Raw genomic sequence first — 22,277 nt, 5'->3', positions numbered from 1 at the left:
GTCGACAAGCTCAACCACCGACATATGGTATCTATCAGGGCTATGGGGAGACATTGGCGCACACCACCAAGGGAATTGGATTTTTCTGCACCGCTACCCGCTTCCAGGTGCCCCGCTACGCCCTTCTGCGGCTCTCGGGTATTCTAGCGCTTAGCACGGGAGCGATCGCCGTTCTACAGGCTTCCTGAGACTAACCTTGAGGCACTTCCATAACCGCCAGCGTTGGCGGCTCATCTTCGCTGTCATGCTGGTTCCGCTCGCTGTCGTCGCCTTCTGGCCAAGCCCGGTGGACCAGCCAGCGCAGGGCCAACTCGCCAACGTTTTGAACTTCCTTCACCGGCACGGAATTCCTGCCTGGTTCAATTACAAGTTCGTGGAGGCCTCGGCTAATGTGGCACTTTTCATCCCGCTCGGATTCGTTTGCGCCCTCGCTTACCCCGATAAGCAGTGGTGGCGAATTGGCGCCTTCGGACTCCTAATTTCCGGCTGCATGGAACTGGGCCAGCTCTTGTTTCTTCACAACCGTATTGCAAGTCCTCTCGACCTTGTGACAAATGCATCAGGTGCTGTCATAGGCGGCCTGCTGTCAGCTCAGCTGGTTAGAAGACTAGAGGCCCGCCGCCGTTCGGCAGCGGACCTCTAAAAGTCGGTAAAGCGTGGGTTAGTTGACGAAGGCTTTCATCCAGGTCTTTAGGTCCTCGCCGAACTCCACGCGCTCGGACGCGAGCGTGATGACGGCCTTGAGGTAACTCAGCTTGTCGCCGGTGTCGAAGCGGCGGCCCTTGTAGACCACGCCGTACACGCCTGCGCCTTCGCCAGCAGCAAGTGATTGCAGTGCATCCGTCAGCTGGATCTCGTTACCGCGGCCCGGCTTGGTGTTCTCCAGGACGCCGAACACGGACGGGTGCAGCACGTAGCGGCCGATCACGGCCAAGTTGGACGGAGCCTCCGCCGCGGAAGGCTTCTCCACCAGGCTATTGACGCGGACGTACTCCTCGCCGTCGACGACGGTGATGTCCGCGCAACCGTAAGCGCTGATCTGGGACGGATCCACCTCGATCAGGGCGATAACGGAGCCGCCGGTCTTCTGCTGCACTTCCATCATGGTGCTCAGCAGGTCCTCGTCCTCGTCAATGAGGTCGTCGCCCAGCAGGACCGCGAACGGCTCGTCACCCACGTGCTGCTGCGCGCAGAGTACCGCGTGGCCGAGGCCTTTAGCCTCCCCCTGACGGACGTAGTGGATGGGCCCCAGCTCCGAGGCGTAATGCACCGACTCGAGGCGGTCCTTATCGCCCTTGAGCTCCAGCGCACGCTCCAGGCCCGGCTCACGGTCGAAGTGGTCCTCGAGGGAGCGCTTGTTACGCCCCGTGATCATCAGCAGGTCGGTGAGACCGGATTTTACGGCTTCCTCAACCACGTACTGGATGGCCGGACGATCCACTACCGGCAACATTTCCTTCGGCATTGCCTTGGTGGCGGGCAGGAAGCGAGTTCCCAATCCGGCAGCAGGAATGACGGCTTTGGTTATTGCTTTCCCCGTTGTCATAGCTGAACCATACAAATCAGCGGGAGATAAAGGCAATTTACGGCGGTCTTCGGTGTTGTGCCCAGGCGCAATCACCGGCCCCCTCTTCAACCACCGAGGTGCCTCAGATCCCGCAGAATGTGCGGTACTGCGCGGAGAAACCGGGCCCACCTGTCCCGGTGCTGCGAGAGTCGTCCTCGTAGGGACATGTCAGCGTAGATGTTCCCGCTCAGGAAGACCTCAGAACGAGCGACGACCGCGCGCCACAGCATCTTTGGTTTGTCGTGCCATGGTGCCAGGATAATAGCAATGAGCCGGGCGCTCTCCCGGTTCCCTGGCCATTAGGCGGTTCCGCCATTCGGCAGAAGGCTGCGGCCACCCCAACTCAGCGGTTTCAGGAAGGAGGTCCTCGAGGAACGGGCGCACCGCCGCCAGAGAGCCGGTGGCAGTCGCGATTTCCAGGATGGCAAGCGCGTGCGATTGCCGCTCGGAGAGGCGGGCCAAGAAGTCGAGCTCCTGCCGGGAAGCAGGCAACTGGGGCGACCGGAGGGCGTGCAGTGCCAGGATCAGAATTCCCAGCGCCGGTGACGGGACCCGCCCCACCTGTCCTGCAAGCTTTAGATGATCGGTGTTCGCCCACATGACCTCGAAGCAGTCAGCGGCCGGACTTTCCATCCCGGGGAAGCGGAAGTGGACATCGATGCAACAAGGCCATTTAGGGTGGTAGACGGTAACCGAGTGCTTCGGAAATGTCGTGCTGTCGGGATCCACGGGGCGTTCCCGCCAGCCCCGCCACCTCAGGCCTTGCAACATCTGTTCCAGGCTGGAGGGTGACACGAAGACGTCGATGTCAGCGGAGGTCTTGGGCTGGCGCAGGCCCTGCATTGCACTCGCAGGTCCCTTAATAAAGAAAGCCCGGATGCCCAGCCCATCCGCCACCCGCGCTGCCATGGCATGGCCCAAGAGCACGCCCTCAGCAAGGCTGAGCTGCGTTTCACCGCCAGTGTGCCTCGCTGGCATTATCTAGTCCCTGGCCCTGCGTCCGGCGGATACCGCTTCGAGGGCGCCTTCGACTTCTGTGCCTCGCCGCGCGCCAGCGCCCGGTACTTCCGCCGCAAGCGTCGGACCGGGCGCGGAGGTATAGGTTCCGTAGTAGGAGTAGGCGTCTGTTCCCCGGGTTGGCAGGTAGTTGAGAACCGCGCCCAGAATTCGGCCCTTGACCTTCTCCAGGTTCCCCAGGGACTGTGAAAGCTGTTCCTGAGTGGTTTTGCCCGTCCGGATCACCACGATGGCTCCATCCGCCACGCGGGAGAGGACGGCTGCATCAGTCACCGGAAGCAGCGGCGGGGCGTCAATCAGGACGATTGCATCCTCGGCCAAGGAATTCAGCATGTTCTTCATGGCCCTGGACCCCAGCAGCTCGCTGGGGTTCGGCGGGATGCGGCCTGAACCAAGGATTGAGAGATTCGGCAGGGCACCCCAAGGCTGGAGGACATCCGCCAATTCAGTAGTGCCGGTGAGGACATCGGTAACCCCCACTCCCGGAACGAGATTGAAAACATCCACCAAAGTTGGCCGGCGGAGGTCGCCGTCGACCACCACGACGTTTTCGCCGGCAGCTGCCATGGTGACCGCCAGGTTAGCAGTGACAGTGGACTTGCCTTCTGACTGGACCGAGCTGGTGACCACGATGATCCGCGGCGGCTGGTCCACGTCAAGAAAGCTGAGGTTGGTGCGGAGTTCCCGGAGGGCTTCGGCCATCGCTCCGCCGGCGTCGTGAACTTGCGATGCGGTGCCAGAGTCCAAAACGGTGCTCTTCCCGTCCAGACGATGGTCCAACGGAAGAGTGCCGATCACGGGGACACCGAAGAGCCGTTCGATTTCGGCGGCCTTGCGGAGGCGCCGGTCGAGGTGACGGCGGACCACTGCGTAGGCCATACCGAGGGCCAAACCAACAAGTGCGCCCAACGCAAGGTTGAGCTTGGTGTTGGGTGAAGTCGGGCTGGTAGGAACGACCGCCTTGCCCAACGGAAGCACACGGACAGCCGTAGCCGTGGCATTCGCCGGTGAACCGGCGTTGGGCGTTGCTGCCGTACCGGGCTCAACAATTGTTTCTGCAGGAGTTGCCGTTTCGATTGCTTCCACCTGGGCGGCCAAGCCGTTGACCCAGGCATCCGCCACGCGCTGAGCGGTGGCCGGGTCAGCCGACTTGGCCGTGACCTTGATTTCTGCGGTGTCCATCGGGACCTTCACGCTTATGGTGCCAAGCAGGGCGTCCGCGGTGGTTTTCAGCTCCAGGGAAGCGATGACACGGTCTGCCACGAGTCGAGACTTTGCCACGGACTCGTAGTTCTTGACCTTGGCTTTGGCCAGGCTGTCCCCGGCGAGTGACAGGCTTACGTTGTCCGAGCCCGGTGTCACCACGATACCGCTGGAATCAGAGGAGTAGACCTTGGGCTGAAGAACGGTCGACCCGCCCGCGGTTACGGTGCCCAACAGGGTGAAGGCGACGATGGCCTTCCAGTACACCCGAAGTATCCGCAGGTAGTCCGTCAGATCCATCCCTGCGGGCGCTTCCGCGGGCGGCGTCGCTGTTGTGCTCATAGTGGTTCCTTCCACTCAAATTCTCTGTTTCCTGTCCCGGCGTTCATTACCGGGGTACTGCTTCGAGTGGTCCCCCAAGCGGTTGGCGGCTACTAGCGGCCGTGTTCCAAAATTGATTTCGCAATGAGCTGTTCTGTTGCTGCGGCGACGGCGTCCCGGTAACCTTCCGGCCTGCCGTGCACCTTCCCGACTTCGTCAGCGAGCTGGTCCAGCCTGATTGGGTTGGCGGATGCTTCCCAGATGGCCGGGCCGATCCCACTGAGCCGCACAATCTCGTCGTCCAGCATTAGTAGCAGGTCACCATCGACAGCCACAGCGTCCTTTGGTGTTGTGCGCCGAACGCAACCGTTCGGGGTGTGCCCAGAATGGGCACCGCCTGATGCCCGGCCCTCCCACTCAGCCTCTGTCCCGGGCTGCGCCCGGAACAAGGGTTCCAATGCCGCGGTTAGCTCTGCTGCTTCCGAATAGGTCACCTGCCAGACTCCCCCGACGCTGTCGATAAGGCGGCAGAGCGACTGCAGCGGCTCATCGACCTCGCCCTGCGAGGACGAGTCCGGGATCAGGGCGAGTACCGCATCAGCCAGCGGGACTCGCTCCAGCACCGGGGCCACCGGACGGTCCCTTTGGACCCGGTTCAACAACACGATGGACTGGATAAAGGGCTTGGTAGGGGCTGGATGAAGTCCGAGCTCATCCGGTCCTACCTGTCGCTTGGGCCGGCCCGGCCCTTGCTTCACTGACAGTGGCTTCGGGTACGGAATAACCGATCCGTCCGGGCGGATAGCCACGGTTTCGTCCGTGACATACCCATACGTTTTCGCCAGGACCGAAGACGCGGTGGTCTTGCCCGTTCCCGACTTGGCCACGAGCGCCACCACCGCCCCTGTGAGCGGATCCGCTACTCCGCAGGCGTGGAGCATCATTAGTTCACCGGCGTTGGCCAAGATAGCAACCACCGTCAACCTGGAAGTGAGGTTCTCAGCCAACTCGTCGAAAGAGGCAGCCTGCAACAGGAAAGTGCCGGCATCGTTCGCCAGTGTCTGGTAACTGACTGACGCCGAGAACGGCTGCGAGTCGGTAGGCTCGACCGGCAGCGGCGGAACCAATGGCTCCTGGCTGCTGGCACACCGTTCCCAGACCAAGCGCATGGCATCCCACTGCTTCCGGGTGACTTCGCGGCCCCAACGAACGGCGAACTGCACGCCAAGGACGTCCACGCAGAACAAATCACTACCGCCCTGCATCTCCTCAAACCCGTTTAGCGCGCACGCCATCTGTACGTCGGTCATGATCCCCCCGGACCTAAAGCTGTTAGAGCGAAGTGGTGTGTGCAGCCTCAATCAGGCGCTGGGCTTCAAGGCATGCAAGGAACTCTTCGACCTGGGCCTGCATCTGGCCGGCCAGGTCCTCGAAAGCGGCTTCAAGTTCAATCAGGATGTCTTGCTCGCTTCGGTGCCCATTGATCAGGTCCCAAATGATTGCAGCTGTACCTTCCAGAACGACGGGCTGGGTTGCATCCAAGTGCAGCAGTGCCACCCGGCCCTCGGATTGAGTACGTGCTTCTGCCACCAGGCCGCCACGTTTCCAGACCATTGTTAGAACTGGATGGTGGGGTTAGGACTGGTGGTGGGCGCCAGCGAAAGCGAACCGCCGGCGTTGGCTGTTAGGACCACTGTCGTGGTCATAACGTAGGAATAGGCAACGTTGCTCGGTTTTGGATTGATCGTTTCATAGTTGTACAAAGCCGAGAACGTGGTGGTCTGACCGCTGCCGATAGTCCCAGTGTACGAAAAGGACACAGTCGACTGACGCTGTGTAAAAGAGATAGGGCCGGACACAGCAGCAGGCAGTAGCGACTCAACGCCTATTCCTACTAGCACAGTCCCCACCGGGGACAGGGTAGTCGTCACGCTAATAGTGCCCGTGAATGATGAAGTCCCGGTGTTCTTGAGGCTAAGAGTTGCTGGAGCAGTTCCGCCGTATTTGGTGCCGCCGCCCCCAATTTTGGAGAACTGGGGGGCCGCGCCACTAACCCAACTTGCTGTTGCACTAATCGGCGGCGGCGACGCAGCTGCGGCCGGCGCGGCGATAGCTGTAGCGATAACCGGCAATGTCCATGCCACGCCCTTGACCACCCTGCGACGGCTGAAGCCGGTCTCTTTGCTGCCATCGACCGTCGCATTCAGAACCTCAGACAAGTGCGCCCCCATGTAGGTGTCAGCCGCAGCACCAGGTCTTGTACACCGGCTGCGGGGATTAGCCGGGCGTTTTCCCGACTTCGCCTACTATTCCTAAGCACACTTAAGATTCCTGCAATCAACCTGCAAGGTTGAATCAAGATTGGACTATCGGGTCAATAACGCTTCCCACCAGCGGCGATAGCTGCGCCGAGTTCAATACGTCTCAGGGTGGGTTAAGTGCCAGCCTCGGCCGAAAACGTAGTTCCGCCTTCATCCGTCACCATCTGGTCGGATTCGCTCAGGCCTGCTGACGTGGAACAGTCATCGCACCGGCCAACGAATTGGTGCGGGCAGGTCGAGAGGGAAATGCCGTCCCCGGTGGATAATCTGACTCGCATGGTATCCCGCCGTTCCTGAATCCTCCCGGCTCGCCGAGAGACTCATTAGGGTGCCGGCGAATGCTGGGGCGGGAGCTTTCGCTTGCGAACGCCCTCGCCTCGCCGGCAATTCCTAGTCAACAACCAACCGAAGCGGGAAACACGAGTAAGCGCTACCCGTTCCTTCAGGCCACCCGTACCTACCTAACCCGGCTACGCGGTGCCTCCCTAAGCCCCCAACGGCGTTCCGGACGCCCTCAGCCGGTGAACTTAGGCTCGCGCTTCTCCTGGAAAGCCCTGAAACCCTCGGCGTAGTCGTCGGTTTTGCAGAGCCGTGCCTGCTCAGCGTTCTCCTCTGCCATGGCTTCCCACAGGCCCAGGCGCTGGTCACGGATGTGCGCGACCAGTTCCTTGCTTGCGGTAAAGGCGCCGGTGGCGCCGCGGGCCACTCGGCCGACAATAGCCCGGGTAATCTCCAGCAGCTCATCCGCCGGCATCGCCCGGCTGAACAGCCCCTGCGCCACGGCCTCTGCGCCGCTCATCAGCTCGGCCGTGTAGATCAGGTCCAGCGTCCGGTGCATGCCCAGCCGCTCGGTGAAGAACCAGTGCCCGCCCGAATCCAGCGTGGCACCCAGCTTGGCGAACGGCGACCCGAACTTGGCGTTCTCCGCCACGTACACCACGTCCGTGGCCAGCAGCAGCCCCAGCCCCACGCCCAGGCAGGCACCATGGGCCGCCGCGAACGTGGGCGCCGGGAACGCGCTCATCTTCTTCAGCAGCGGCTCCACCAGCCCGCCCAGGTACGCGGCGGCGTCGTCATTCTCCGGCGTCACGTTCTGGATGTCCCGGCCCGCGCAGAAAGCGCGGCCCTCTCCCCTCAGCAGCAGCGCCCGCACCTCACCGCGGGAGGCGGCGGCAGCAGCGTCGTCGTACGCCTGGGACAGGTCCGCCAGCGCCTGCTCATCCAGCGAGTTCAGCTTGTGCGGGGCGTCCAGGACAACCTCGGCGATGTTGTTGCTGATGGAGAGGGAAATCATTCGGGCTCCTATGTTGGGACCGGTCAGGCTTTAGACGTCGAAGTCGACGGTGACTTCCTTGCTGGTGGGGTGGCTCTGGCAGGTCAGCACGTACCCCTTGTCCAGCTCATCCTGCTCCAGCGCGTAGTTTTCGTCCATGGTCACGCTGCCGGTGACCACCTTGGCCCGGCACGTGCCGCACACTCCCCCGGCGCACGCGAACGGCACATCCGGGCGGACCCGCAGCGCGGCGTTCAGGATGGACTCGCGGGCGTGGGTGGGGCTGGCCACCTCGCCCTGCAGGCCGTCCAGCTTGAACGTGATCTTGTACGTCTCCTTGGACTCATCCACCACCACGGGCCGGCCCGCGTGCCCCTCCGGCTTGTCCGGCTTGCCGGACGTGAACAGCTCGAACCGGATGTTCTCCGGCTTCACGCCGCGCTCGGCCAGCGTGTCCCGGCACAGCTGCACCAGCTCGAAGGGCCCGCACAGGAACCACTCGTCCACATCGTCCGCGTGGATGGCCGTGCCCAGCAGCTGCTGGAGCTTCTCGGCGTCGATCCTTCCGCTGAGCAGCGGCGCGATCCGCTGCTCACGGGACAGCACGTGGTGGATGGCCAGCCGCTGCGGGTACTTGTCCTTCAGGTCCGCCAGCTCCTCCAGGAACATCACGTCCATGGCGGCCTTGTTGGCGTAGATCAGGTCGAACCGCGACTCCGGGTTGGCGGCCAGCAGCGTCCGGGCGATCGCGATCACCGGGGTGATGCCGCTCCCTGCGGCGATGGCCACAAAGCTCGCTTCCCCGTGGGCGGCGACGTCCCCCGCCAGCTCCTCCGGGTTGTTCATGGAGTTCATCCGGTTCTGCTCCACCGCGGTGCCGTCCCGGCCGTGCCTGGACACAAACGCGCCCATGGGACTCATCACGTCCAGGGTGTCCCCGGCTTTCAGCTCCGCGTTGGCCCAGGTGGAGAACAGCCCGCCCAGGTCCTTCTTCACCGCCACCCGGATCTCGCTGCTGCCGTCCGCGAAGCTGCGCGGCTCGGCGCAGATGGAGTAGCTCCTGCGCACCTCGTGCAGCTCGCCGGTTTCATCGGGGAGCTTGGTGCGCAGGGCCACGTACTGGCCGGGCAGGTAGTCGAACTGGCCGGCGAGCTCGCTGGGGACGTGGAAGCCCACCTCGATGGCGTCCTCGGTGAGCCGGCGCACCTCCTTCACGGCGAGGGTGTGGAAGGACGGACGACGGCGGCCGGTGGCCTGCGCCGTTTCGGCGGCGGTCTGGCGGACAACAGGCATGGGGCTTCCTTACAGCACTTTGAAGTAGTCGAACGGTTCCTTGCAGTCCTGGCACACGTACAGCGCCTTGCAGGAGGTGGAGCCGAAGCGGGTGAGTTCCTTGGTGTGCAGGCTGGCGCACTGCGGGCACTTGACCGCCATGCTGAGCCTGATGGGGCCGGCGTGCCGTGCTGCATTTGCCATGCCCGACGGCGGGGCGATGCCGTACTCCTGCAGCTTCGCCTTTCCGGCGTCCGTCATCCAGTCCGTGGTCCAGGCCGGGGCGAGCACCAGGTCCACCTCGACGTCTGTGTAGCCTTCTTTTGTGAACGCCGCTTTGAGGTCGTCGCGGATGGCGTCCATGGCCGGGCAGCCCGAGTAGGTGGGAGTGATGGTGACTATGACGTTGTTGTCCGTCACCTGCACGTTCCTGAGGATGCCCAGGTCCGCGATGGTGAGCACGGGGATCTCGGGATCGCACACGGTGGCGGCGATGTCCCACGCCTGTTGCTCCGGCGTCGCCCTCTTTGTTTCGAAGTCACTCACGTAGATTGCCACGGCAGTCACCAGCCCGCTCCGGGATGCTCGCGGGCCAGCACCTGCATCTCGGCCAGGAGGTAGCCTAGGTGCTCCGAGTGCCTGCCGTGCCGGCCGCCGCCGGGGGCTGCCGGGACGTCCGGCACCTCAAGCTCGGCTTCCGTGAGGACTTCGCCGGTGAGCCGGTCAAAGTCCTCACGCAGGCTGGAAGGCGCGACGGCGGCACCCGCCTCGGCGAGCCGCTGCGTCAGGTCATCGTCCTGGAACAGTTCGTTGACGTACGGCCACATCAGGCGCAGTCCGTGGATCATCCTGCGGCGCGACTCGTCCGTGCCGCCGGCCAGGCGGAGAATCCACTGGGCGCTGTGGTCCCGGTGGTAGTCCACTTCCTTCACGGCCTTGGCGGCGATGGCTGCGATTGTGGCGTCCGTTGATTCGGTGAGCCTGCGGTACAGCTCGAACTGGTAGTAGCTAACGATGAACTGGCGGGCGATGGTCACCGCGAAGTCGCCGTTGGGCTGCTCGAACAGCTGGACACTGCGGAACTCGTGCTCGCGGCGGAAGTAGGCGAGGTCGTCCTCGGACTTGTCCCAGGCTCCCCCGGCGTAGCTGAGGAAACTCCGGGCGTGGCCCAGCTGGTCCAGGGCGATGTTGCCCAGGGCCACGTCCTCCTCCAGTTCCGGGGCGCGGGAGATCCAGTGGCCCAGGCGCTGAGCGAGGATCAGGGCGTCGTCGCCGAGCCTCAGTGCGTACTCTGCAACGTCTTCTGTTGGTTTGGCGACGCCCGTGCGGACCTCGAGCGCGATGTCCTCCGGGCGCAGCGCGTTGCCGGGGGTGATTCGGGTGGCGCTGGCGTTGGAGTCGCCGCCTGCTGTTGGGGCTGCCACGCCGGTGGAGATGTCGCCGTGGCCTGTTGTGGTCTCGGGGGTCACAGGTGCTTCGGGGCTCACAGGTGCTTTACCCCTTCGCTCTTGGTGTAGTACGTGGCGTGCCGGTAGTCCTTGCCCTGGGGCGACTCGAAGAACGAGCCCTTGGAGTCAGGATCGCTGGCGGCGATGGCGTCGGCCGGGACAACCCAAATGGAAACGCCCTCGTTGCGGCGGGTGTAGAGGTCGCGGGCGTTGCGCAGGGCCATCGCGGCATCCGGTGCGTGCAGTGATCCGGCGTGGACGTGGGACAGGCCGCGGCTGGACCGGACGAATACTTCCCACAGGCCCCAGGCGTTGCGGCCCTGCGTTTCAGCAGGTTCAACTGCCGGCTTTGATTCGGCAGCCGGCGCCGGCGCTGAGGCGGAGGCTGTGCTGTCGGGGCCGGCCGAGACCTTGGGTGCGTTGCTGTTGATGTCTACGGCCGAGCTGGCGGGAACTTCCGGGTTGCCGTGGGGGCTCATGCTGCGTATTCCTTCGTCTTCATTGACTGTTTGGCCTGCTGTTTTGCTCGCTGTTTGTCCGCATAAGCTGCGGCTGCCTCGCGGACCCAGGCGCCGTCGTCGTGCGCTGCCCTCCGGCGCTCAAGGCGCTGGGCGTTGCAGGGGCCGCGGCCGGCGAGGACTTCCTGGAACTCGTGCCAGTCCAGCGGGCCGTGCTCCCACTTTTTGGTGTCCTCGTTGTAGCGGATCTGGTCATCGGGGAGGGTGAGGCCCAGGACCCGGACCTGCTCCACCATCATGCCCACGAAGCGGCTGCGGAGTTCGTCGTTGCTGAAGCGCTTGATGTTCCAGGCCATGGACTGCTTGGAGTTGGGCGAATCGTCGTCCGGCGGGCCGAACATCATCAGGGACGGGGCGTACCAGCGGTTTACGGCGTCCTGGGCCATCTGCTTCTGCGCGGGGGTGCCGTTGGAGAGTTCGAGGAGGATCTCGAAGCCCTGGCGCTGGTGGAACGATTCTTCCTTGCAGATGCGCACCATGGCGCGGCCGTAGGGGCCGTAGGAGGCACGGCACAGCGGGACCTGGTTGCAGATGGCGGCGCCGTCCACCAGCCAGCCGATGGCCCCCATGTCCGCCCAGGTGAGCGCCGGGTAGTTGAAGATGCTCGAGTACCGTGCTTTGCCGGCGATGAGGTCTTCCATCATCTTGTCGCGGCTCTGGCCCAGGGTTTCGGCGGCGCTATAGAGGTAGAGACCGTGGCCGGCCTCGTCCTGGACCTTGGCCATGAGGATGGCCTTGCGCTTCAGGCTGGGGGCGCGGGAAATCCAGTTGGCCTCCGGCTGCATGCCAATAATCTCGGAGTGGGCGTGCTGGGAGATCTGGCGCAGGAGGGTCTTGCGGTAGGGCGCCGGCATCCAGTCTTTTGGCTCAATGCGCGAGTCCTCGGCCATAACGCGGTCGAAGTTGGCCTGGCCGTCCGCTTCCTGGGCCGCGAGCCGGGCCTGCTCCTGCGGATCCTGCTCGCGCGGGGTTGGCTCAGCCGGCACTGACTGCAAGTTCTGCGCTGCCATGGTTGCTCCTATGCAAAGACCTTCGGGACGTGCGGAATTATTTACCGACCGTTCGTTCAGGATATGCGGAAGCGTTCGGGACCGTCAAGCGTGGGGCCGTTCTGCCGGGTCCCCGTGAGGTGGTCCGACGCTCGTAAGGCGCGGGCCGCCGTCGTACGTTCCGGGGATCTCGGCCCAACTCCTCCCCCCATTGACCACCCTGCCATTGCCCACCCTGCGACGAGCGAACTCCTTTTCGACGCGGACCTACCTCTCCGCAGCCCATATTCCAGGTGCGCCAAGGAAACTGCGGGTCGGAACGGAGCAGACGCGTCGCCAGCACTTCTTCACATAGCGGTACACGCACCTCCCGTCGGTGATCCGAGGATGCCAGATTCGATACATGCCAGACCTTCCGCCGCTCCTTTTATCCCGCGACCGCATCCTGCACGGGCTGACCCCGAATGAGCTCGCCAAGCGGGTGAGGGCCGGCGCCCTGGTCCGCATCCGGCACGGCGTCTACACAAACGGGGTGGCCTGGCGGGCACTGAAGCCCTGGGAGCAGTACCGGCTCCGCGTCCAGGCAGCCGCGGAAACGTTCGAGAAGCCCACAGTCTTCGCGCGGCGCTCGGCCGCAAGCGTGTGGGGTATACCAACGATTGGACAGCACCATCCAGTGGAGGCGCTCACTTTGAAGAACGACGGCGGCCGGTCACGTGCCGGAGTCAGCCGCCACTTCGCCGCGCCAGCGGGTCTTAGCCTGGTCCGGCGGGAGGGCATCCTTGTCACCGACCGCATCCGAACTGTCCTGGACCTTGCGGCGTTCATTCCCTTCACCGAAGCTGTAGCCCCGCTGGACCACGTGCTTCGGCCGGACGGGGCCCGGCGACTGCCTGCCGTCACTAAGGCTGAACTGGAGGCCGGCATCGGTTCGATCTATGGCGCTGCTGCCGGGCGGAGGATGCGGGCGGCCATAGCGTTTGCGGATCCCGCCTCCGGCTCGGCCGGGGAGTCCTTGAGCCGGGCCCTGATTCATCTGGCCGGCTTCGAAGCTCCGGTCCTCCAACACCAGATTTCCGACGCCGCCGGCTTGGTGGGCTACATGGACTTCTATTGGAAGCGGTCCAAAGTTGTTGGTGAATTTGATGGCGAGGAGAAGTACGTCAAGCCCGAGTACCTGAAGGGCAAGACAGCGTCGCAAGCCGTCGTGATGGAAAAGAAGCGCGAAAACCGAATCCGCGCCTTGGGAATCAACGTGGTGCGGTGGGATTGGGCGGACCTCATGCAGGCCGGGACGCTGGAACGCATGTTGGCTGCGGCGGGTGTGCCCCGCCGTCGTACGCGTTCTGCGGTCACCGACGCGCAAACGCCCCACTGACACTGTTATTCCCTGACGCACCCGGCATGTGGGCGTCGGAGCGGAATGTACGCAGCGCAGGTTCCTGAAGTTCAGTGGGCGCGAGGGCCCAAGCAACGGGACCTCGGCGCTACTCCAGCGCGGCATCGCAAGGCGGGCCGTTGCAAGGAGGGATTAGCTTAGAACAGGTTGGAAACCACGGCGCGGGTGAGTTGATGGATGACCGCAGCGCGTGCGGGTATGTCCCCCATACCCGCACCCAGGGTGTACACCACAAAAACGTACGCGTGGCCGTTCCGGACCAGGATGCTCGCGTCGTGCAGGTTCCCGTTCAGCAGCCCGTACTTATGGAACACAGTGATGCCCGGCGGGACAGCGGCGGGAATCAGCGTTTCGTAGTTGGTGTGCTGCATGTAGGAGAGCAACTGGGTGGTGTGTTCCCCACTGATCAGCTGTCCGTTGTAGAGCAGGCTCAGTGTCCTGGCCGTTTCTGCCGGGGAGAGGGTGTTGAAAGTCCTGTCGTAGGCGATCCCGATTAGCGCTGCGTAATCATGGATCCGCTGGTATCCGATGGCTCCAACGATCAGCGCCCAGGACTCGTTGTTGCTTTGCTGGATCATTAGCTGGATCTGGAACGCGGCGGTCCCGCCGCCAAGCGGGGCGGCCAGGGATAGCTGGCCGGTTTCGGCAAAGTGGTAGTACGCGGCCGCAGCCAGTATCTTCCCCGTGCTGGCGGCCACAAATTTTTCCCGGACCCCGTACTGGTAAACGGCGCCGTCTGCGGTGTCGATCAGGGCCACCCCCAGCTGGTACGCGCTGTTGGCCCCGATAATGCCGTTGATCTCGACCTCGAGTTTGGCAGCATCTGTTTGGAGGCCCGGCACGGCGGTAACCGCCGGCGCAGGAACCGTTGGCGCAGGCGGCGTGACTGGCACGGCTGCCTTTGCCGTCGCCGTCGCGCTCTGAGACGGACGTGTTTCCTTCCGGGCGGCCGGCGACGGAAGTGTTTCATTCCGGGCGGCCGGCGCGGCCGGGGCGGCCAAAGCGGTGGTGAACGGCGGGGGTGCTGGTGCGAAAGTGGTTGTTCCCAGGACCGCGACGGCCAGCGCGGCAAGGAGGCGCGCCCGCCGGGTAGTGTGCCAGCCCAGCCTGAGGTGCCGGATCCCGGCGTGGTCCGCACCGCGGAAGGTGTTCATCTCGGCGTCACCGGTTCACGCGGCGGTGGCGCCCCACCTCGCCACCAGGGACGAGTTCACGATCATGTTGCCCACGTGGGCGTGCCTCAGGGTGTCCAGCACGATTCCGAGGGAGCCGTCCTTCGGGAGGAAACCGCAGATCCCGATGCGGGCGGCCTCACACAGCGCCTCCTGGGACGGATTCCCGGTCAGCATAACAATCCGGGTTTTCGGCGCTTCGGAGAGGATGCGCTCGGCAGCGTCGAGTCCGGAGCCGTCCGGAAGATAGAGGTCCAAAATCACGACGTCGGGCCGCAGCTCGCGGAACGACGTCACTGCGGATGCCACAGACTTTGCCACTCCTACGCTGTGCAGGTCCGGCTCGCGGTCCAGTGCCCCGGCCAGCAGGTCGGAAAACGTTGTGTGGTCGTCTACGATCAGGATCTGCAGGCGATCGGTGTCCTGCTTGATGGCTGCATTGGCAGTGTTTTCCGTGACCACGGAAAGGTTGTGACGGACGGCTGCGGGTGCAGCTGTGGCCGCTGTGCTCATCAGGAGCCTGGCCTGCGCCTTTTTCAAGGCCGGACCAGGGGCGCAGCCCAATTCCTCATCGAGGATCCTGCGGCAGCGGTCGAACGCCCGCAGGGCTTCCGTGTTCTCGCCGTTCCGCTCAAGCCCAACGATCAGGGCCGTCCAAGCGCGTTCATTGAGCGCATCTTCCTTTACCGCCGCGCCGCCCAGGGAAATCGCCATGCCCACTTCGCCAACGGCGAGCGCGGCTTCAGCAGCCGCGACGCGGGCGAGGGCCAGGCGCGCTGCATGGGTAGCCCGCTCCTCCTCCGCCCAGGCCGGCAGCAGCTCGTCACCCAGCAGCGGCCCGGACGCCAGGTCCAGTGCCTCGGTCAGCAGGGTCAGCGCCTCGCGGGGCCCAGCCTGGCCTGCCAGCCTGGTGAGCGTTTCGAACCGGTCCAGATCCAGGTCCACCAGCGAGCGGTCTATCGCGTAGCCGCCGGTGACCGTCCGCAAGGGACCTGTCCGCCCGGCACCGGGCTGAAGGCTGCGCCGCAGGACACTGACATAGCTTTCGAGGGTAGGCAGTGCAACCACCGGGGGATTGCCATGCCACAGCAAATCCATAAGCCGGGCCTTCGACACTGGTGCGCCGAAATTCATCAGCAGAATTTCGAGTACCTGGCGGGGCTTGGGCCCGCCAAGGTCGTTGGCGCTCAGCTCGATGTCGCCGCGGCGGATGGTCAACGGGCCGAAAACCGAAATCTGAAGCGCCGGCGCCTGCGGCGGTGCGTCAACAGCGTGGCCTGCACGGACAGTGTCATTAGCCAGTTCCAAAGTAATCACGAGAGCTTCCCCCAAGTAGTTCGTTCCTGCGATAGAACCCATTGAAGCGACGGGGAATCAGGCGAACCACAGTGGTGGGTACTCGCTTCTTCACTGGCCAGTTTCCGCCGAGTACTTGGTTTCTTAGCCGGTACGCGGATTGTTATTCGACACAGGGCCGGCAGGGCTGCGGGGGAAAAGCAGGTGGCCGGGCGCGTTTTCGCTGGTGAAACGGCCGCAGGTCGAGAATAGGTTTCAGACGTTGGGAAAACCTAGGTAGCACGCAGGTAGCGCGTGGACCACGCCTTGTACCGGCTGCGCAGGCCCCGAGTGAAAGAATGTTCGTATCCGGCCCATTCTCGTGGATATTACCGGCATGACCGGGTTGAGGAGACGCCATGAAAGTTGAAGGGCTTGAAGGAGTCACCGGAACCATCGAGCTTTCCGGGGAGATCCTGTGCTTGAAGTGGACTCCGGGTGCCGTGGTCAGGGAAAGCGACGCGACAGCACTGATGCAAGGCGCCGATGCCCTCAGTGCAGGGCGGACCCTCCCGCTGCTGGTCGAGTTGACCGGCATGAAGTGGATTGACCGGCGCGCCCAGGAGGCCTTCGCTTCCCGTTGGCCGCTGGCCCGGGCAGCGATTGTGGGCGCCTCGCCCGTAGACGAAGCCATAGCCGGCTTCTACATCGCACGGCACAATCCTCACCACCCGACGAGGTTCTTTACTTCCAAGGACGCGGCGATGGCCTGGCTGATGGAAGATCCGGCGCTCCCCTAGCAGCACCGCTTTTCCTAGCGCCGGACCGATCCAGGGCACGAAAACAGCACCTTCTTTTCTGCAACGTACCGGCCTACGATGAACATCACCGCCCCCTCTCCTCCCCGGGCAAGAGTGCAGAAATAGCCGACAGCAGAAAGGAAACTGGCACAATGGCCGAAACTCCGAACCCCATCCAAATTCAAAAGTTCCTCGGCGGGGTGGACTATCCCGCAAGCCGTGAAGCCTTGGTGTCCAACGCAAAGGACTCTGGTGCTGACAGCAACGTCATCCAGGCACTTGAAGCCATTCCGGACCAGGAGTATGACAGCCCAACCGCCGTCAGCTCAGCGGTTTCGGACAGTAACTCCTAGCAGGTCTGACCCGAAACAGGTACCCGCCATGGGACTACTCATCACACTGCTTGTCATTTGGCTTGTTCTGTCGATCCTGGGCTTCATCATCGAGGGCCTGCTGTGGCTGGCCTTCATCGCCCTGGTGCTGTTCGCCGCCACCGTGGCATGGGGTTGGGTAAAGCAACGAGCCCGTACCTGACCGGTTGACCCGGCATGGCTAGAGTGGTGCTGACGGAAGGCAGCAACCATGATCGAAGACACGGAGACCGGCCTGGCCGGAACTATCCTGCGTGAGCGCTACAGGGTCGGAGAGGTGCTCGGCCACGGCGGCATGGGAAGCGTGTGCCGCGGAACGGACCTGGTCCTGGACCGGGAGGTGGCGCTGAAGATCTTCCGTGACGACATCACCGGCGCTGACGAACTGGCCAGGCAGCAGGCAGAGGCCCGCATGCTGGCGCAGCTGAACCACCACGGCCTGGTCACGCTCTTCGACACCGGCACATTGCTGCGCGGCCAGCGGGAAGTGCCTTTCCTGGTGATGGAGCTTGTTGCGGGAACCGATCTTCGCCGGCACCTTGCCGCGGGACCGCTGACCGGCGCTGAAGCGGCGCGGCTCGGAGCCGAACTGGCTGAGGCGCTGCAGTACATCCATCACCGCGGCGTGGTGCACCGCGACGTGAAGCCGGCCAACATCCTCCTCACCCGCTACGCGGCTGAATCACCGCTCCGGCCCAAACTTGCTGACTTCGGCATCGCGCGAATGCTCGACGGCGCCAGGGTCACCGCAACCAACATGGTCCCCGGGACAGCGGCCTACTTGAGCCCGGAGCAGGCCAGCGGAGATAAGGTAGGACCGCCGTCGGACATCTACTCCCTGGGCCTGGTGCTGCTCGAGGCCCTCACCGGGACGGTGGCATTCCCCGGGCCTCCGCTGGAGGCGGCCGTGGCCCGGCTCTCGCGCGGTCCCCACCTTCCGGACACGTTGGGTCCGCAGTGGCAGTCGCTGCTTGCCGCCATGACAGCCAAGAACCCGCAGGACCGGCCTGATGCGGCGGGCGTCGCAGCCACGTTGGGCACCGCCGTCGGCTGGTCCCTGCTTGCGGACGAAGAAACCGATACGCAGACTGCGCCGGCGGCATCCCACCCGGCCACCCGGATTCTGGACGCAGGCCTCGTGGAGATGCCCAACTCCGGCGGCCCGGCGGCAAAGCAGGGCGCCCGGCTCCCGGCCCTGCCGGAGGGCCAGGCAACCAACGCCACGTCCTGGCAGCCCGCGCCGCAGATGCCGTCACGCTCGCCGGCCTCCATACAGCCGGCACCGGCACGGCAGCGTCCGTGGGAGAAACTGGGCCGGCTCGGAAACCGCCGGCTGCGGATCATGGCTGCAGTGGCCGCCGTCGTGATTATCCTCCTGGCCGTGCTGTTGACCACGGTGCAGCGGCCGGCACCCGCCCCGGTGGTAACGCCCGGGCCGGCCATTCCCGGGCAGCTGGGCGAGCACTTCAAGGAACTGGAAGAAAGCGTCACGCCATGAATCGCATTCCCTTGCAAAGACTGCTGACCGGTGCGGCGGCCGCCGGCCTTGCCATTTCCCTCCTGACGTCCTGCTCCGGCCAGCCCGACCTGGACGGCGGTGTGGCCACACAACTGCAAACCCGGGTGGCCGAGGCAAAACAGCTCGCCGCGCAACAGGACTTTGCCGGCGCGCAGGCCGAGCTTGACCAGCTCAGCCAGGAGGTGGCAACGGCTGCCGGTCGGGGCCGGATGTCGCAGCAGCGTCAAAGCAGGATCGAGGCCGCCATCGGCACCATCAGGAGTGAACTGGAAGCAACCCTGGCCCCGGCACCGGCCCCCGCCCCGGCGACTGATCCACAGGTGGCCGATCCGCAGGCGGCCGAGGACCAGAGGGAGCGGGCGGAAGAGGCAGCAAAGGACGCCGAGGAACAGCGCGAGGACGCCCGGAAGGAAGCCGAAAAGCAGCGCGAAGAGGCGCAGAAAGAGGCTGAAAAGAAGCGGAACAAGAGTGGTTGAGCGGCGCCAGATGGAGACCATGCTCACCAACGGTGGCAAGGGCACTCTGGAGCTCCGCCCGGATGGAGTCCTTCATCTGCGCTGGAGTCCTAAAGTCAGCCTGGGCGAAGCGGACATCAGGGCCGCCGTCGCGAAGGTAAATGACGCCTGCCGCAGCAAAGCCCGGCCCCTGCTGGTGGAGATGAGCAACCTGGATACCGTCAGCCACGAGGCGCGCTCCGTTTTCTCGGAACCCAGTGGGGCTTCGCGGATCGCCCTGCTCGGGTCCAATGCTGTGGACCGTGTCATTGCCACCTTCCGCGGCCCGCACAGCCATCCGTGCCCCACGCGCTTCTTTACAAGCAGGACCGAGGCTGTGGACTGGCTTCTCGAAGACTCCACTCCCCCGCCCTGAACCCATTCCCGGGGAAGCCATCTCCCGTACACCCTGCGGACAGCGCCAAACCCGTCAAGGGAGTGCACGCCCGCATATACTCGAAATATGCCGATCACACGCCTCGACCGAGGCTTCCACGCCCAGCCGTCCGCCCTGGAGCAGTACGGGAGCGACCTGTGAGCGGCGGTCTCGTCGCCCTGCTGGACGACGTCGCAGCCCTCGCCCGCATAGCTGCCGCCTCGGTGGACGACGTTGCTGCCGGGGCCGCCAAGGCCGGAGCCAAGGCTGCAGGCGTGGTGATCGACGACGCTGCCGTGACCCCGCAGTACGTGTCCGGGGCGGATCCGTCCCGCGAACTGCCGATGATCAAGAAGATCTTCTGGGGCTCGCTCCGGAATAAGCTGTTGATCATCCTGCCGGCGCTGCTGCTCGTCAGTGCCTTCATCCCGTGGGCCATCCCGTTCATCCTCATGGCGGGCGGCACCTACCTCTGCTACGAGGGTGCAGAAAAGGTCTGGCACAAGCTCCGCGGGCACCACACGACGGAAGAAGATTCGCCGGCGGTGGAGCGGGGTCCGGCGGCGGAGTCCAAGGTCATCAAGGGCGCCATCACCACCGACTTCATCCTGTCCTGCGAGATCATGGTCATCTCCATGAACGAAGTGGCCGCTGAGTCCCTGTGGGCCCGGGCGCTCATCCTGGTGGTCGTGGCGTTTGTGATCACCATCGCCGTTTACGGAGCGGTGGCGCTCATCGTCAAGATGGACGACGTCGGCCTGCACCTGACCACGAAAGACTCCGCCGGCGCCAAGCGCTTCGGCGAACTGCTCGTCAAGGGGATGCCCGCCGTTCTGGCCGCGATCACCTTTATCGGGACCATCGCCATGCTGTGGGTTGGCGGGCACATCATGCTGCAGGGTACACACGACCTCGGCTGGCACGCGCCGTATGACCTGGTCCATGTCCTCGAGCACCCCTTCGCCGGCATCGCGGTGGTGGGCGGCTTCCTCGCCTGGCTCGTGAACACCCTGTGCTCGGCGGTCATCGGGCTCGCCTGGGGCCTGGTAGTCATGGCTGTTGTGCACCCGCTGCTGAAAGCGCTGCCGATCGGCAAAAGGAAGGACGGGCACAAAGAGGGCGATGTCCGCGCCGCAGCCGCCGGCGACCGGCCATCCTCAAAGGGCTGATTCCCCCGCTGTCAGCGTTTGTGCCGGTCACGGCGCAGACCGGACCGGATGCCGAGCGCGGCCGCGGCCACAAGCACCGCCCCGATGCCCTGCAACCCCGGGGAATCGTCGGCACCGCCGAGCACGAAGATGGCTACTCCCAGCGTCACGACGAGGACTGAAACCAGCCACTTCACGGCTTGCCCGTCAAGTCGCCGGCATCGCCGTCGTCGACCCATTCGAGCAGGTCCCCCGCCTGGCACTCCAAGACACGGCACATGGCATCCAGGGTGCTGAAGCGGACGGCCTTGGCCCGGCCGTTCTTCAGCACCGCCACGTTGGCCGGGGTAATCCCCACCCGCTCGGCGAATTCTCCAACGCTCATCTTGCGCTTGGCCAGCTGCACATCGATGCGCACCACTATCGCCATCAAATCACCCCTTCCATGTCGGTCCTCAGCGACGTCGCCTGCCGCAGCAGATCCCGCATCACCACGATCAGCAGAACCAGCACCGCACCGATCAGCGTGATGCCGATCAGTACCGCAGGAGTACCGGGGTCACGCAACTCAGGGGTGAAGTAGATGTACGCCACAAGGGAGCCGGCCATGACCGCCAACAACAGCCACGCGACCACGAATGCCCACACGATCACGTCCACCCACCGCAGCGAGTCCGAGGTGAAGATCCGGTCACGCTGGACCAGGGTCAACAGCCGCCAAATACACACGATCACCACCTGCAGGCACAGGGCTTCGAGTTCCCAGAACAGCAACATCGGCCATCGCCAGGGGTCCATCCTTGGCCCCTCCTCTGTTGTGAAGAGAAACTCACCTGGGAACGACATGACCTGGGCCACCAACAGGCCAAGGAACACCATCACCAGCAGGACCCTAAGCGGGAGAACCAATCGACTAACAATAGACATAGACCAATAATCTTGGTCTTTCTATCGAAAGTCAATATGTGCCTTTCCGCGCGGAGTCACACAGCGTGCCGCGCTGGGTACGTGATTTAACCCCGCGCATAGCGCCGGGGAAGATCAGCGCCGGGGTCCGCTTACCGGCCCCCTGGGTCATCCATGAAGACCTGAACCGCCACGACATGGGCCTCGGTCAGACCCTCCTTAGGGTCCGGCTTTTCCAGCAGGACGGGTTGGTTGTGATGGTGGGCCCACTCGTGCACGTCGGGCCCGAGTGCATCATCGATCCAGACCACGGAGTCCCAGTCCGCTTCGCCCGCGTCCTCCATCGAGCCCAGCCACCTGGTCACCGGCCCCAGCTTGGGCGTCGGGTCATCCCCGTCGTCGGGCTGCGGAGTTATCGTCACGCGAAGCGGTTCCACGTCGAGTTCCAGCTGCGCTTCGAGACGGTCTATAAAGTCCGGAGGGGACGTCGAAACCCAGGCGATCCTCCCTTTGATTGCGAGCCGCCGCACCAGGGCAACCTTGGCATCTGAAAGCTGAGGGTCCGGAGCATCGGGGCTGCTGCCTGGCTGGAGCTTCGGGTTCAGTACGCCGTTGACGTCGAGAAGGATAATCGGCTTCATGGACGCGACCATAGTCCGTCCATCGGCAGGGCGGTAGGGGTCCCGATAGTTCCAGAGAGTGTGACCCAGGCCTGGCCCGCGACCTCCAAGGCTGCCGGACACAGTTCCACTGGACAACGCGCTTGCAAAGGCTCACCCTTGGAGTAACCGCCCCGACTGCGCACTCGCGCCGACCTCGGGCGGTCGCGTGCCGCCGGTGTTGGGCACCTAATGTCGGCTCCGTCGGGTTCGCTTGAACATGGCTCCG

The 22,277-nt window shown here is 64.3% G+C and carries 26 protein-coding genes; 9 read left to right on the top strand and 17 right to left on the bottom strand.

All coding sequences use genetic code 11. The annotated features are described in order from the left end of the window. Positions 1–244 precede the first annotated feature (244 nt). Positions 245–643, top strand: a complete 399-nt coding sequence (locus QFZ70_RS03575; RefSeq protein ID WP_307094132.1) for a VanZ family protein — start codon at positions 245–247, stop codon at positions 641–643. 18 nt (positions 644–661) lie between these two features. Here the strand turns inward: QFZ70_RS03575 and galU are convergent, their stop codons facing one another. The 11 genes from galU to paaA form a co-directional block, all read right to left on the bottom strand. After that, positions 662–1,546, bottom strand: a complete 885-nt coding sequence (gene galU / locus QFZ70_RS03570) for a UTP--glucose-1-phosphate uridylyltransferase GalU (RefSeq protein WP_307094131.1) — start codon at positions 1,544–1,546, stop codon at positions 662–664. Positions 1,547–1,765: 219 nt separating this feature from the next. After that, the gene (locus QFZ70_RS03565) at positions 1,766–2,545 is read right to left on the bottom strand and encodes a nucleotidyltransferase family protein (RefSeq protein WP_307094130.1); all 780 of its coding nucleotides are present in this window, start codon (positions 2,543–2,545) and stop codon (positions 1,766–1,768) included. 3 nt (positions 2,546–2,548) lie between these two features. After that, positions 2,549–4,129: a polysaccharide biosynthesis tyrosine autokinase gene (locus tag QFZ70_RS03560; RefSeq protein WP_307094129.1), complete on the bottom strand. Its 1,581-nt coding sequence runs from the start codon at positions 4,127–4,129 to the stop codon at positions 2,549–2,551. A 92-nt stretch (positions 4,130–4,221) separates the two neighbouring features. Then, entirely contained in the window at positions 4,222–5,418 is a 1,197-nt protein-coding gene (locus QFZ70_RS03555) for a hypothetical protein (RefSeq protein WP_307094128.1), read from the bottom strand. Between the two features lie 22 nt (positions 5,419–5,440). Beyond that, positions 5,441–5,722, bottom strand: coding sequence for a PqqD family protein (locus QFZ70_RS03550; RefSeq protein ID WP_307094127.1), 282 nt, complete (start codon positions 5,720–5,722; stop codon positions 5,441–5,443). A 1,221-nt stretch (positions 5,723–6,943) separates the two neighbouring features. After that, positions 6,944–7,723 carry an enoyl-CoA hydratase/isomerase family protein gene (locus QFZ70_RS03545; RefSeq protein WP_307094126.1) on the bottom strand — a complete coding sequence of 260 codons (780 nt, stop codon included), beginning with the start codon at positions 7,721–7,723 and terminating at the stop codon, positions 6,944–6,946. 30 nt (positions 7,724–7,753) lie between these two features. Then, positions 7,754–8,995: a 1,2-phenylacetyl-CoA epoxidase subunit PaaE gene (paaE, locus tag QFZ70_RS03540; protein ID WP_307094125.1), complete on the bottom strand. Its 1,242-nt coding sequence runs from the start codon at positions 8,993–8,995 to the stop codon at positions 7,754–7,756. A gap of 9 nt (positions 8,996–9,004) precedes the next feature. Next, a complete protein-coding gene (paaD, locus tag QFZ70_RS03535; RefSeq protein ID WP_307094124.1) occupies positions 9,005–9,541 on the bottom strand; it encodes a 1,2-phenylacetyl-CoA epoxidase subunit PaaD in 537 nt (178 codons plus the stop codon). Next, positions 9,538–10,461, bottom strand: coding sequence for a 1,2-phenylacetyl-CoA epoxidase subunit PaaC (gene paaC, locus QFZ70_RS03530; RefSeq protein ID WP_307094123.1), 924 nt, complete (start codon positions 10,459–10,461; stop codon positions 9,538–9,540). Before paaC ends, paaD begins: the two co-directional genes overlap by 4 nt. Continuing rightward, positions 10,458–10,901 carry a 1,2-phenylacetyl-CoA epoxidase subunit PaaB gene (paaB, locus tag QFZ70_RS03525; protein ID WP_307094122.1) on the bottom strand — a complete coding sequence of 148 codons (444 nt, stop codon included), beginning with the start codon at positions 10,899–10,901 and terminating at the stop codon, positions 10,458–10,460. Before paaB ends, paaC begins: the two co-directional genes overlap by 4 nt. Next, the gene (gene paaA, locus QFZ70_RS03520) at positions 10,898–11,950 is read right to left on the bottom strand and encodes a 1,2-phenylacetyl-CoA epoxidase subunit PaaA (RefSeq protein ID WP_307094121.1); all 1,053 of its coding nucleotides are present in this window, start codon (positions 11,948–11,950) and stop codon (positions 10,898–10,900) included. The genes paaB and paaA overlap by 4 nt, the downstream gene beginning before the upstream one ends. Before the next feature lie 382 nt (positions 11,951–12,332). On the opposite strand from paaA, the gene QFZ70_RS03515 reads away from it, so the two are divergent. Further along, a complete protein-coding gene (locus QFZ70_RS03515) occupies positions 12,333–13,307 on the top strand; it encodes a type IV toxin-antitoxin system AbiEi family antitoxin domain-containing protein (protein ID WP_307094120.1) in 975 nt (324 codons plus the stop codon). Between the two features lie 158 nt (positions 13,308–13,465). Here QFZ70_RS03515 and QFZ70_RS03510 read toward each other — a convergent pair whose 3' ends face one another. Beyond that, complete coding sequence (locus QFZ70_RS03510; RefSeq protein WP_307094119.1) at positions 13,466–14,482, bottom strand: serine hydrolase; 1,017 nt, start codon at positions 14,480–14,482, stop codon at positions 13,466–13,468. Between the two features lie 15 nt (positions 14,483–14,497). Then, positions 14,498–15,817, bottom strand: coding sequence for a BTAD domain-containing putative transcriptional regulator (locus QFZ70_RS03505; protein WP_307094118.1), 1,320 nt, complete (start codon positions 15,815–15,817; stop codon positions 14,498–14,500). Positions 15,818–16,194: 377 nt separating this feature from the next. Between QFZ70_RS03505 and QFZ70_RS03500 the strand changes: the two genes are divergently transcribed. The 7 genes from QFZ70_RS03500 (at position 16,195) to QFZ70_RS03470 (ending at position 20,504) form a co-directional block, all read left to right on the top strand. Then, positions 16,195–16,575: an STAS/SEC14 domain-containing protein gene (locus tag QFZ70_RS03500; RefSeq protein ID WP_307094117.1), complete on the top strand. Its 381-nt coding sequence runs from the start codon at positions 16,195–16,197 to the stop codon at positions 16,573–16,575. A 152-nt stretch (positions 16,576–16,727) separates the two neighbouring features. Next, positions 16,728–16,928, top strand: coding sequence for a DUF2795 domain-containing protein (locus QFZ70_RS03495; protein ID WP_307094116.1), 201 nt, complete (start codon positions 16,728–16,730; stop codon positions 16,926–16,928). 28 nt (positions 16,929–16,956) lie between these two features. Beyond that, positions 16,957–17,109, top strand: a complete 153-nt coding sequence (locus QFZ70_RS03490) for a hypothetical protein (RefSeq protein ID WP_307094115.1) — start codon at positions 16,957–16,959, stop codon at positions 17,107–17,109. A gap of 48 nt (positions 17,110–17,157) precedes the next feature. Next, positions 17,158–18,444 carry a serine/threonine-protein kinase gene (locus QFZ70_RS03485; RefSeq protein ID WP_307094114.1) on the top strand — a complete coding sequence of 429 codons (1,287 nt, stop codon included), beginning with the start codon at positions 17,158–17,160 and terminating at the stop codon, positions 18,442–18,444. Next, the gene (locus QFZ70_RS03480; protein ID WP_307094113.1) at positions 18,441–18,941 is read left to right on the top strand and encodes a hypothetical protein; all 501 of its coding nucleotides are present in this window, start codon (positions 18,441–18,443) and stop codon (positions 18,939–18,941) included. The genes QFZ70_RS03485 and QFZ70_RS03480 overlap by 4 nt, the downstream gene beginning before the upstream one ends. After that, a complete protein-coding gene (locus tag QFZ70_RS03475) occupies positions 18,934–19,335 on the top strand; it encodes an STAS/SEC14 domain-containing protein (RefSeq protein ID WP_307094112.1) in 402 nt (133 codons plus the stop codon). Before QFZ70_RS03480 ends, QFZ70_RS03475 begins: the two co-directional genes overlap by 8 nt. Positions 19,336–19,493: 158 nt before the next feature. Next, positions 19,494–20,504 carry a DUF808 domain-containing protein gene (locus tag QFZ70_RS03470; protein WP_307094111.1) on the top strand — a complete coding sequence of 337 codons (1,011 nt, stop codon included), beginning with the start codon at positions 19,494–19,496 and terminating at the stop codon, positions 20,502–20,504. An 11-nt stretch (positions 20,505–20,515) separates the two neighbouring features. On the opposite strand, the gene QFZ70_RS03465 is transcribed toward QFZ70_RS03470, so the two are convergent. From QFZ70_RS03465 to QFZ70_RS03450, 4 genes are all read right to left on the bottom strand, one after another. Further along, a complete protein-coding gene (locus QFZ70_RS03465) occupies positions 20,516–20,680 on the bottom strand; it encodes a hypothetical protein (RefSeq protein ID WP_307094110.1) in 165 nt (54 codons plus the stop codon). Further along, on the bottom strand, positions 20,677–20,913 hold the full coding sequence (locus QFZ70_RS03460; RefSeq protein WP_307094109.1) for a helix-turn-helix transcriptional regulator: 237 nt from the start codon (positions 20,911–20,913) through the stop codon (positions 20,677–20,679). The genes QFZ70_RS03465 and QFZ70_RS03460 overlap by 4 nt, the downstream gene beginning before the upstream one ends. Further along, positions 20,913–21,281, bottom strand: coding sequence for a DUF2975 domain-containing protein (locus QFZ70_RS03455; RefSeq protein ID WP_373461519.1), 369 nt, complete (start codon positions 21,279–21,281; stop codon positions 20,913–20,915). The genes QFZ70_RS03460 and QFZ70_RS03455 overlap by 1 nt, the downstream gene beginning before the upstream one ends. 260 nt (positions 21,282–21,541) lie before the next feature. After that, positions 21,542–22,030 (bottom strand): HAD domain-containing protein, encoded by a 489-nt coding sequence (locus QFZ70_RS03450; RefSeq protein ID WP_307094108.1) that lies wholly within the window; start codon positions 22,028–22,030, stop codon positions 21,542–21,544. Positions 22,031–22,277: the final 247 nt, after the last annotated feature.

Origin of the sequence: Arthrobacter sp. V1I9 (assembly GCF_030817075.1) — a bacterium.
In the GTDB taxonomy this organism is placed as follows: Bacteria; Actinomycetota; Actinomycetes; order Actinomycetales; family Micrococcaceae; genus Arthrobacter.
Note: the sequence above shows the minus strand (reverse complement) of the source record. Positions and strands in the feature narration are given on the sequence as shown.

Bases quoted from the DNA above. Each gene is read 5' to 3' on its own strand.
- QFZ70_RS03550 (WP_307094127.1), bottom strand. From the start codon at position 5,722: ATGGTCTGGAAACGTGGCGGCCTGGTGGCAGAAGCACGTACTCAATCC.
- QFZ70_RS03460 (WP_307094109.1), bottom strand. From the start codon at position 20,913: ATGGCGATAGTGGTGCGCATCGATGTGCAGCTGGCCAAGCGCAAGATG.
- QFZ70_RS03480 (WP_307094113.1), top strand. From the start codon at position 18,441: ATGAATCGCATTCCCTTGCAAAGACTGCTGACCGGTGCGGCGGCCGCC.
- QFZ70_RS03455 (WP_373461519.1), bottom strand. From the start codon at position 21,281: ATGGACCCCTGGCGATGGCCGATGTTGCTGTTCTGGGAACTCGAAGCC.
- QFZ70_RS03510 (WP_307094119.1), bottom strand. From the start codon at position 14,482: ATGAACACCTTCCGCGGTGCGGACCACGCCGGGATCCGGCACCTCAGG.
- QFZ70_RS03495 (WP_307094116.1), top strand. From the start codon at position 16,728: ATGGCCGAAACTCCGAACCCCATCCAAATTCAAAAGTTCCTCGGCGGG.
- QFZ70_RS03565 (WP_307094130.1), bottom strand. From the start codon at position 2,545: ATGCCAGCGAGGCACACTGGCGGTGAAACGCAGCTCAGCCTTGCTGAG.
- paaE (WP_307094125.1), bottom strand. From the start codon at position 8,995: ATGCCTGTTGTCCGCCAGACCGCCGCCGAAACGGCGCAGGCCACCGGC.
- paaA (WP_307094121.1), bottom strand. From the start codon at position 11,950: ATGGCAGCGCAGAACTTGCAGTCAGTGCCGGCTGAGCCAACCCCGCGC.
- QFZ70_RS03500 (WP_307094117.1), top strand. From the start codon at position 16,195: ATGAAAGTTGAAGGGCTTGAAGGAGTCACCGGAACCATCGAGCTTTCC.
- QFZ70_RS03560 (WP_307094129.1), bottom strand. From the start codon at position 4,129: ATGAGCACAACAGCGACGCCGCCCGCGGAAGCGCCCGCAGGGATGGAT.
- galU (WP_307094131.1), bottom strand. From the start codon at position 1,546: ATGACAACGGGGAAAGCAATAACCAAAGCCGTCATTCCTGCTGCCGGA.
- QFZ70_RS03545 (WP_307094126.1), bottom strand. From the start codon at position 7,723: ATGATTTCCCTCTCCATCAGCAACAACATCGCCGAGGTTGTCCTGGAC.
- QFZ70_RS03450 (WP_307094108.1), bottom strand. From the start codon at position 22,030: ATGAAGCCGATTATCCTTCTCGACGTCAACGGCGTACTGAACCCGAAG.
- QFZ70_RS03485 (WP_307094114.1), top strand. From the start codon at position 17,158: ATGATCGAAGACACGGAGACCGGCCTGGCCGGAACTATCCTGCGTGAG.
- QFZ70_RS03515 (WP_307094120.1), top strand. From the start codon at position 12,333: ATGCCAGACCTTCCGCCGCTCCTTTTATCCCGCGACCGCATCCTGCAC.
- QFZ70_RS03575 (WP_307094132.1), top strand. From the start codon at position 245: ATGCTGGTTCCGCTCGCTGTCGTCGCCTTCTGGCCAAGCCCGGTGGAC.
- QFZ70_RS03555 (WP_307094128.1), bottom strand. From the start codon at position 5,418: ATGACCGACGTACAGATGGCGTGCGCGCTAAACGGGTTTGAGGAGATG.
- QFZ70_RS03490 (WP_307094115.1), top strand. From the start codon at position 16,957: ATGGGACTACTCATCACACTGCTTGTCATTTGGCTTGTTCTGTCGATC.
- paaB (WP_307094122.1), bottom strand. From the start codon at position 10,901: ATGAGCCCCCACGGCAACCCGGAAGTTCCCGCCAGCTCGGCCGTAGAC.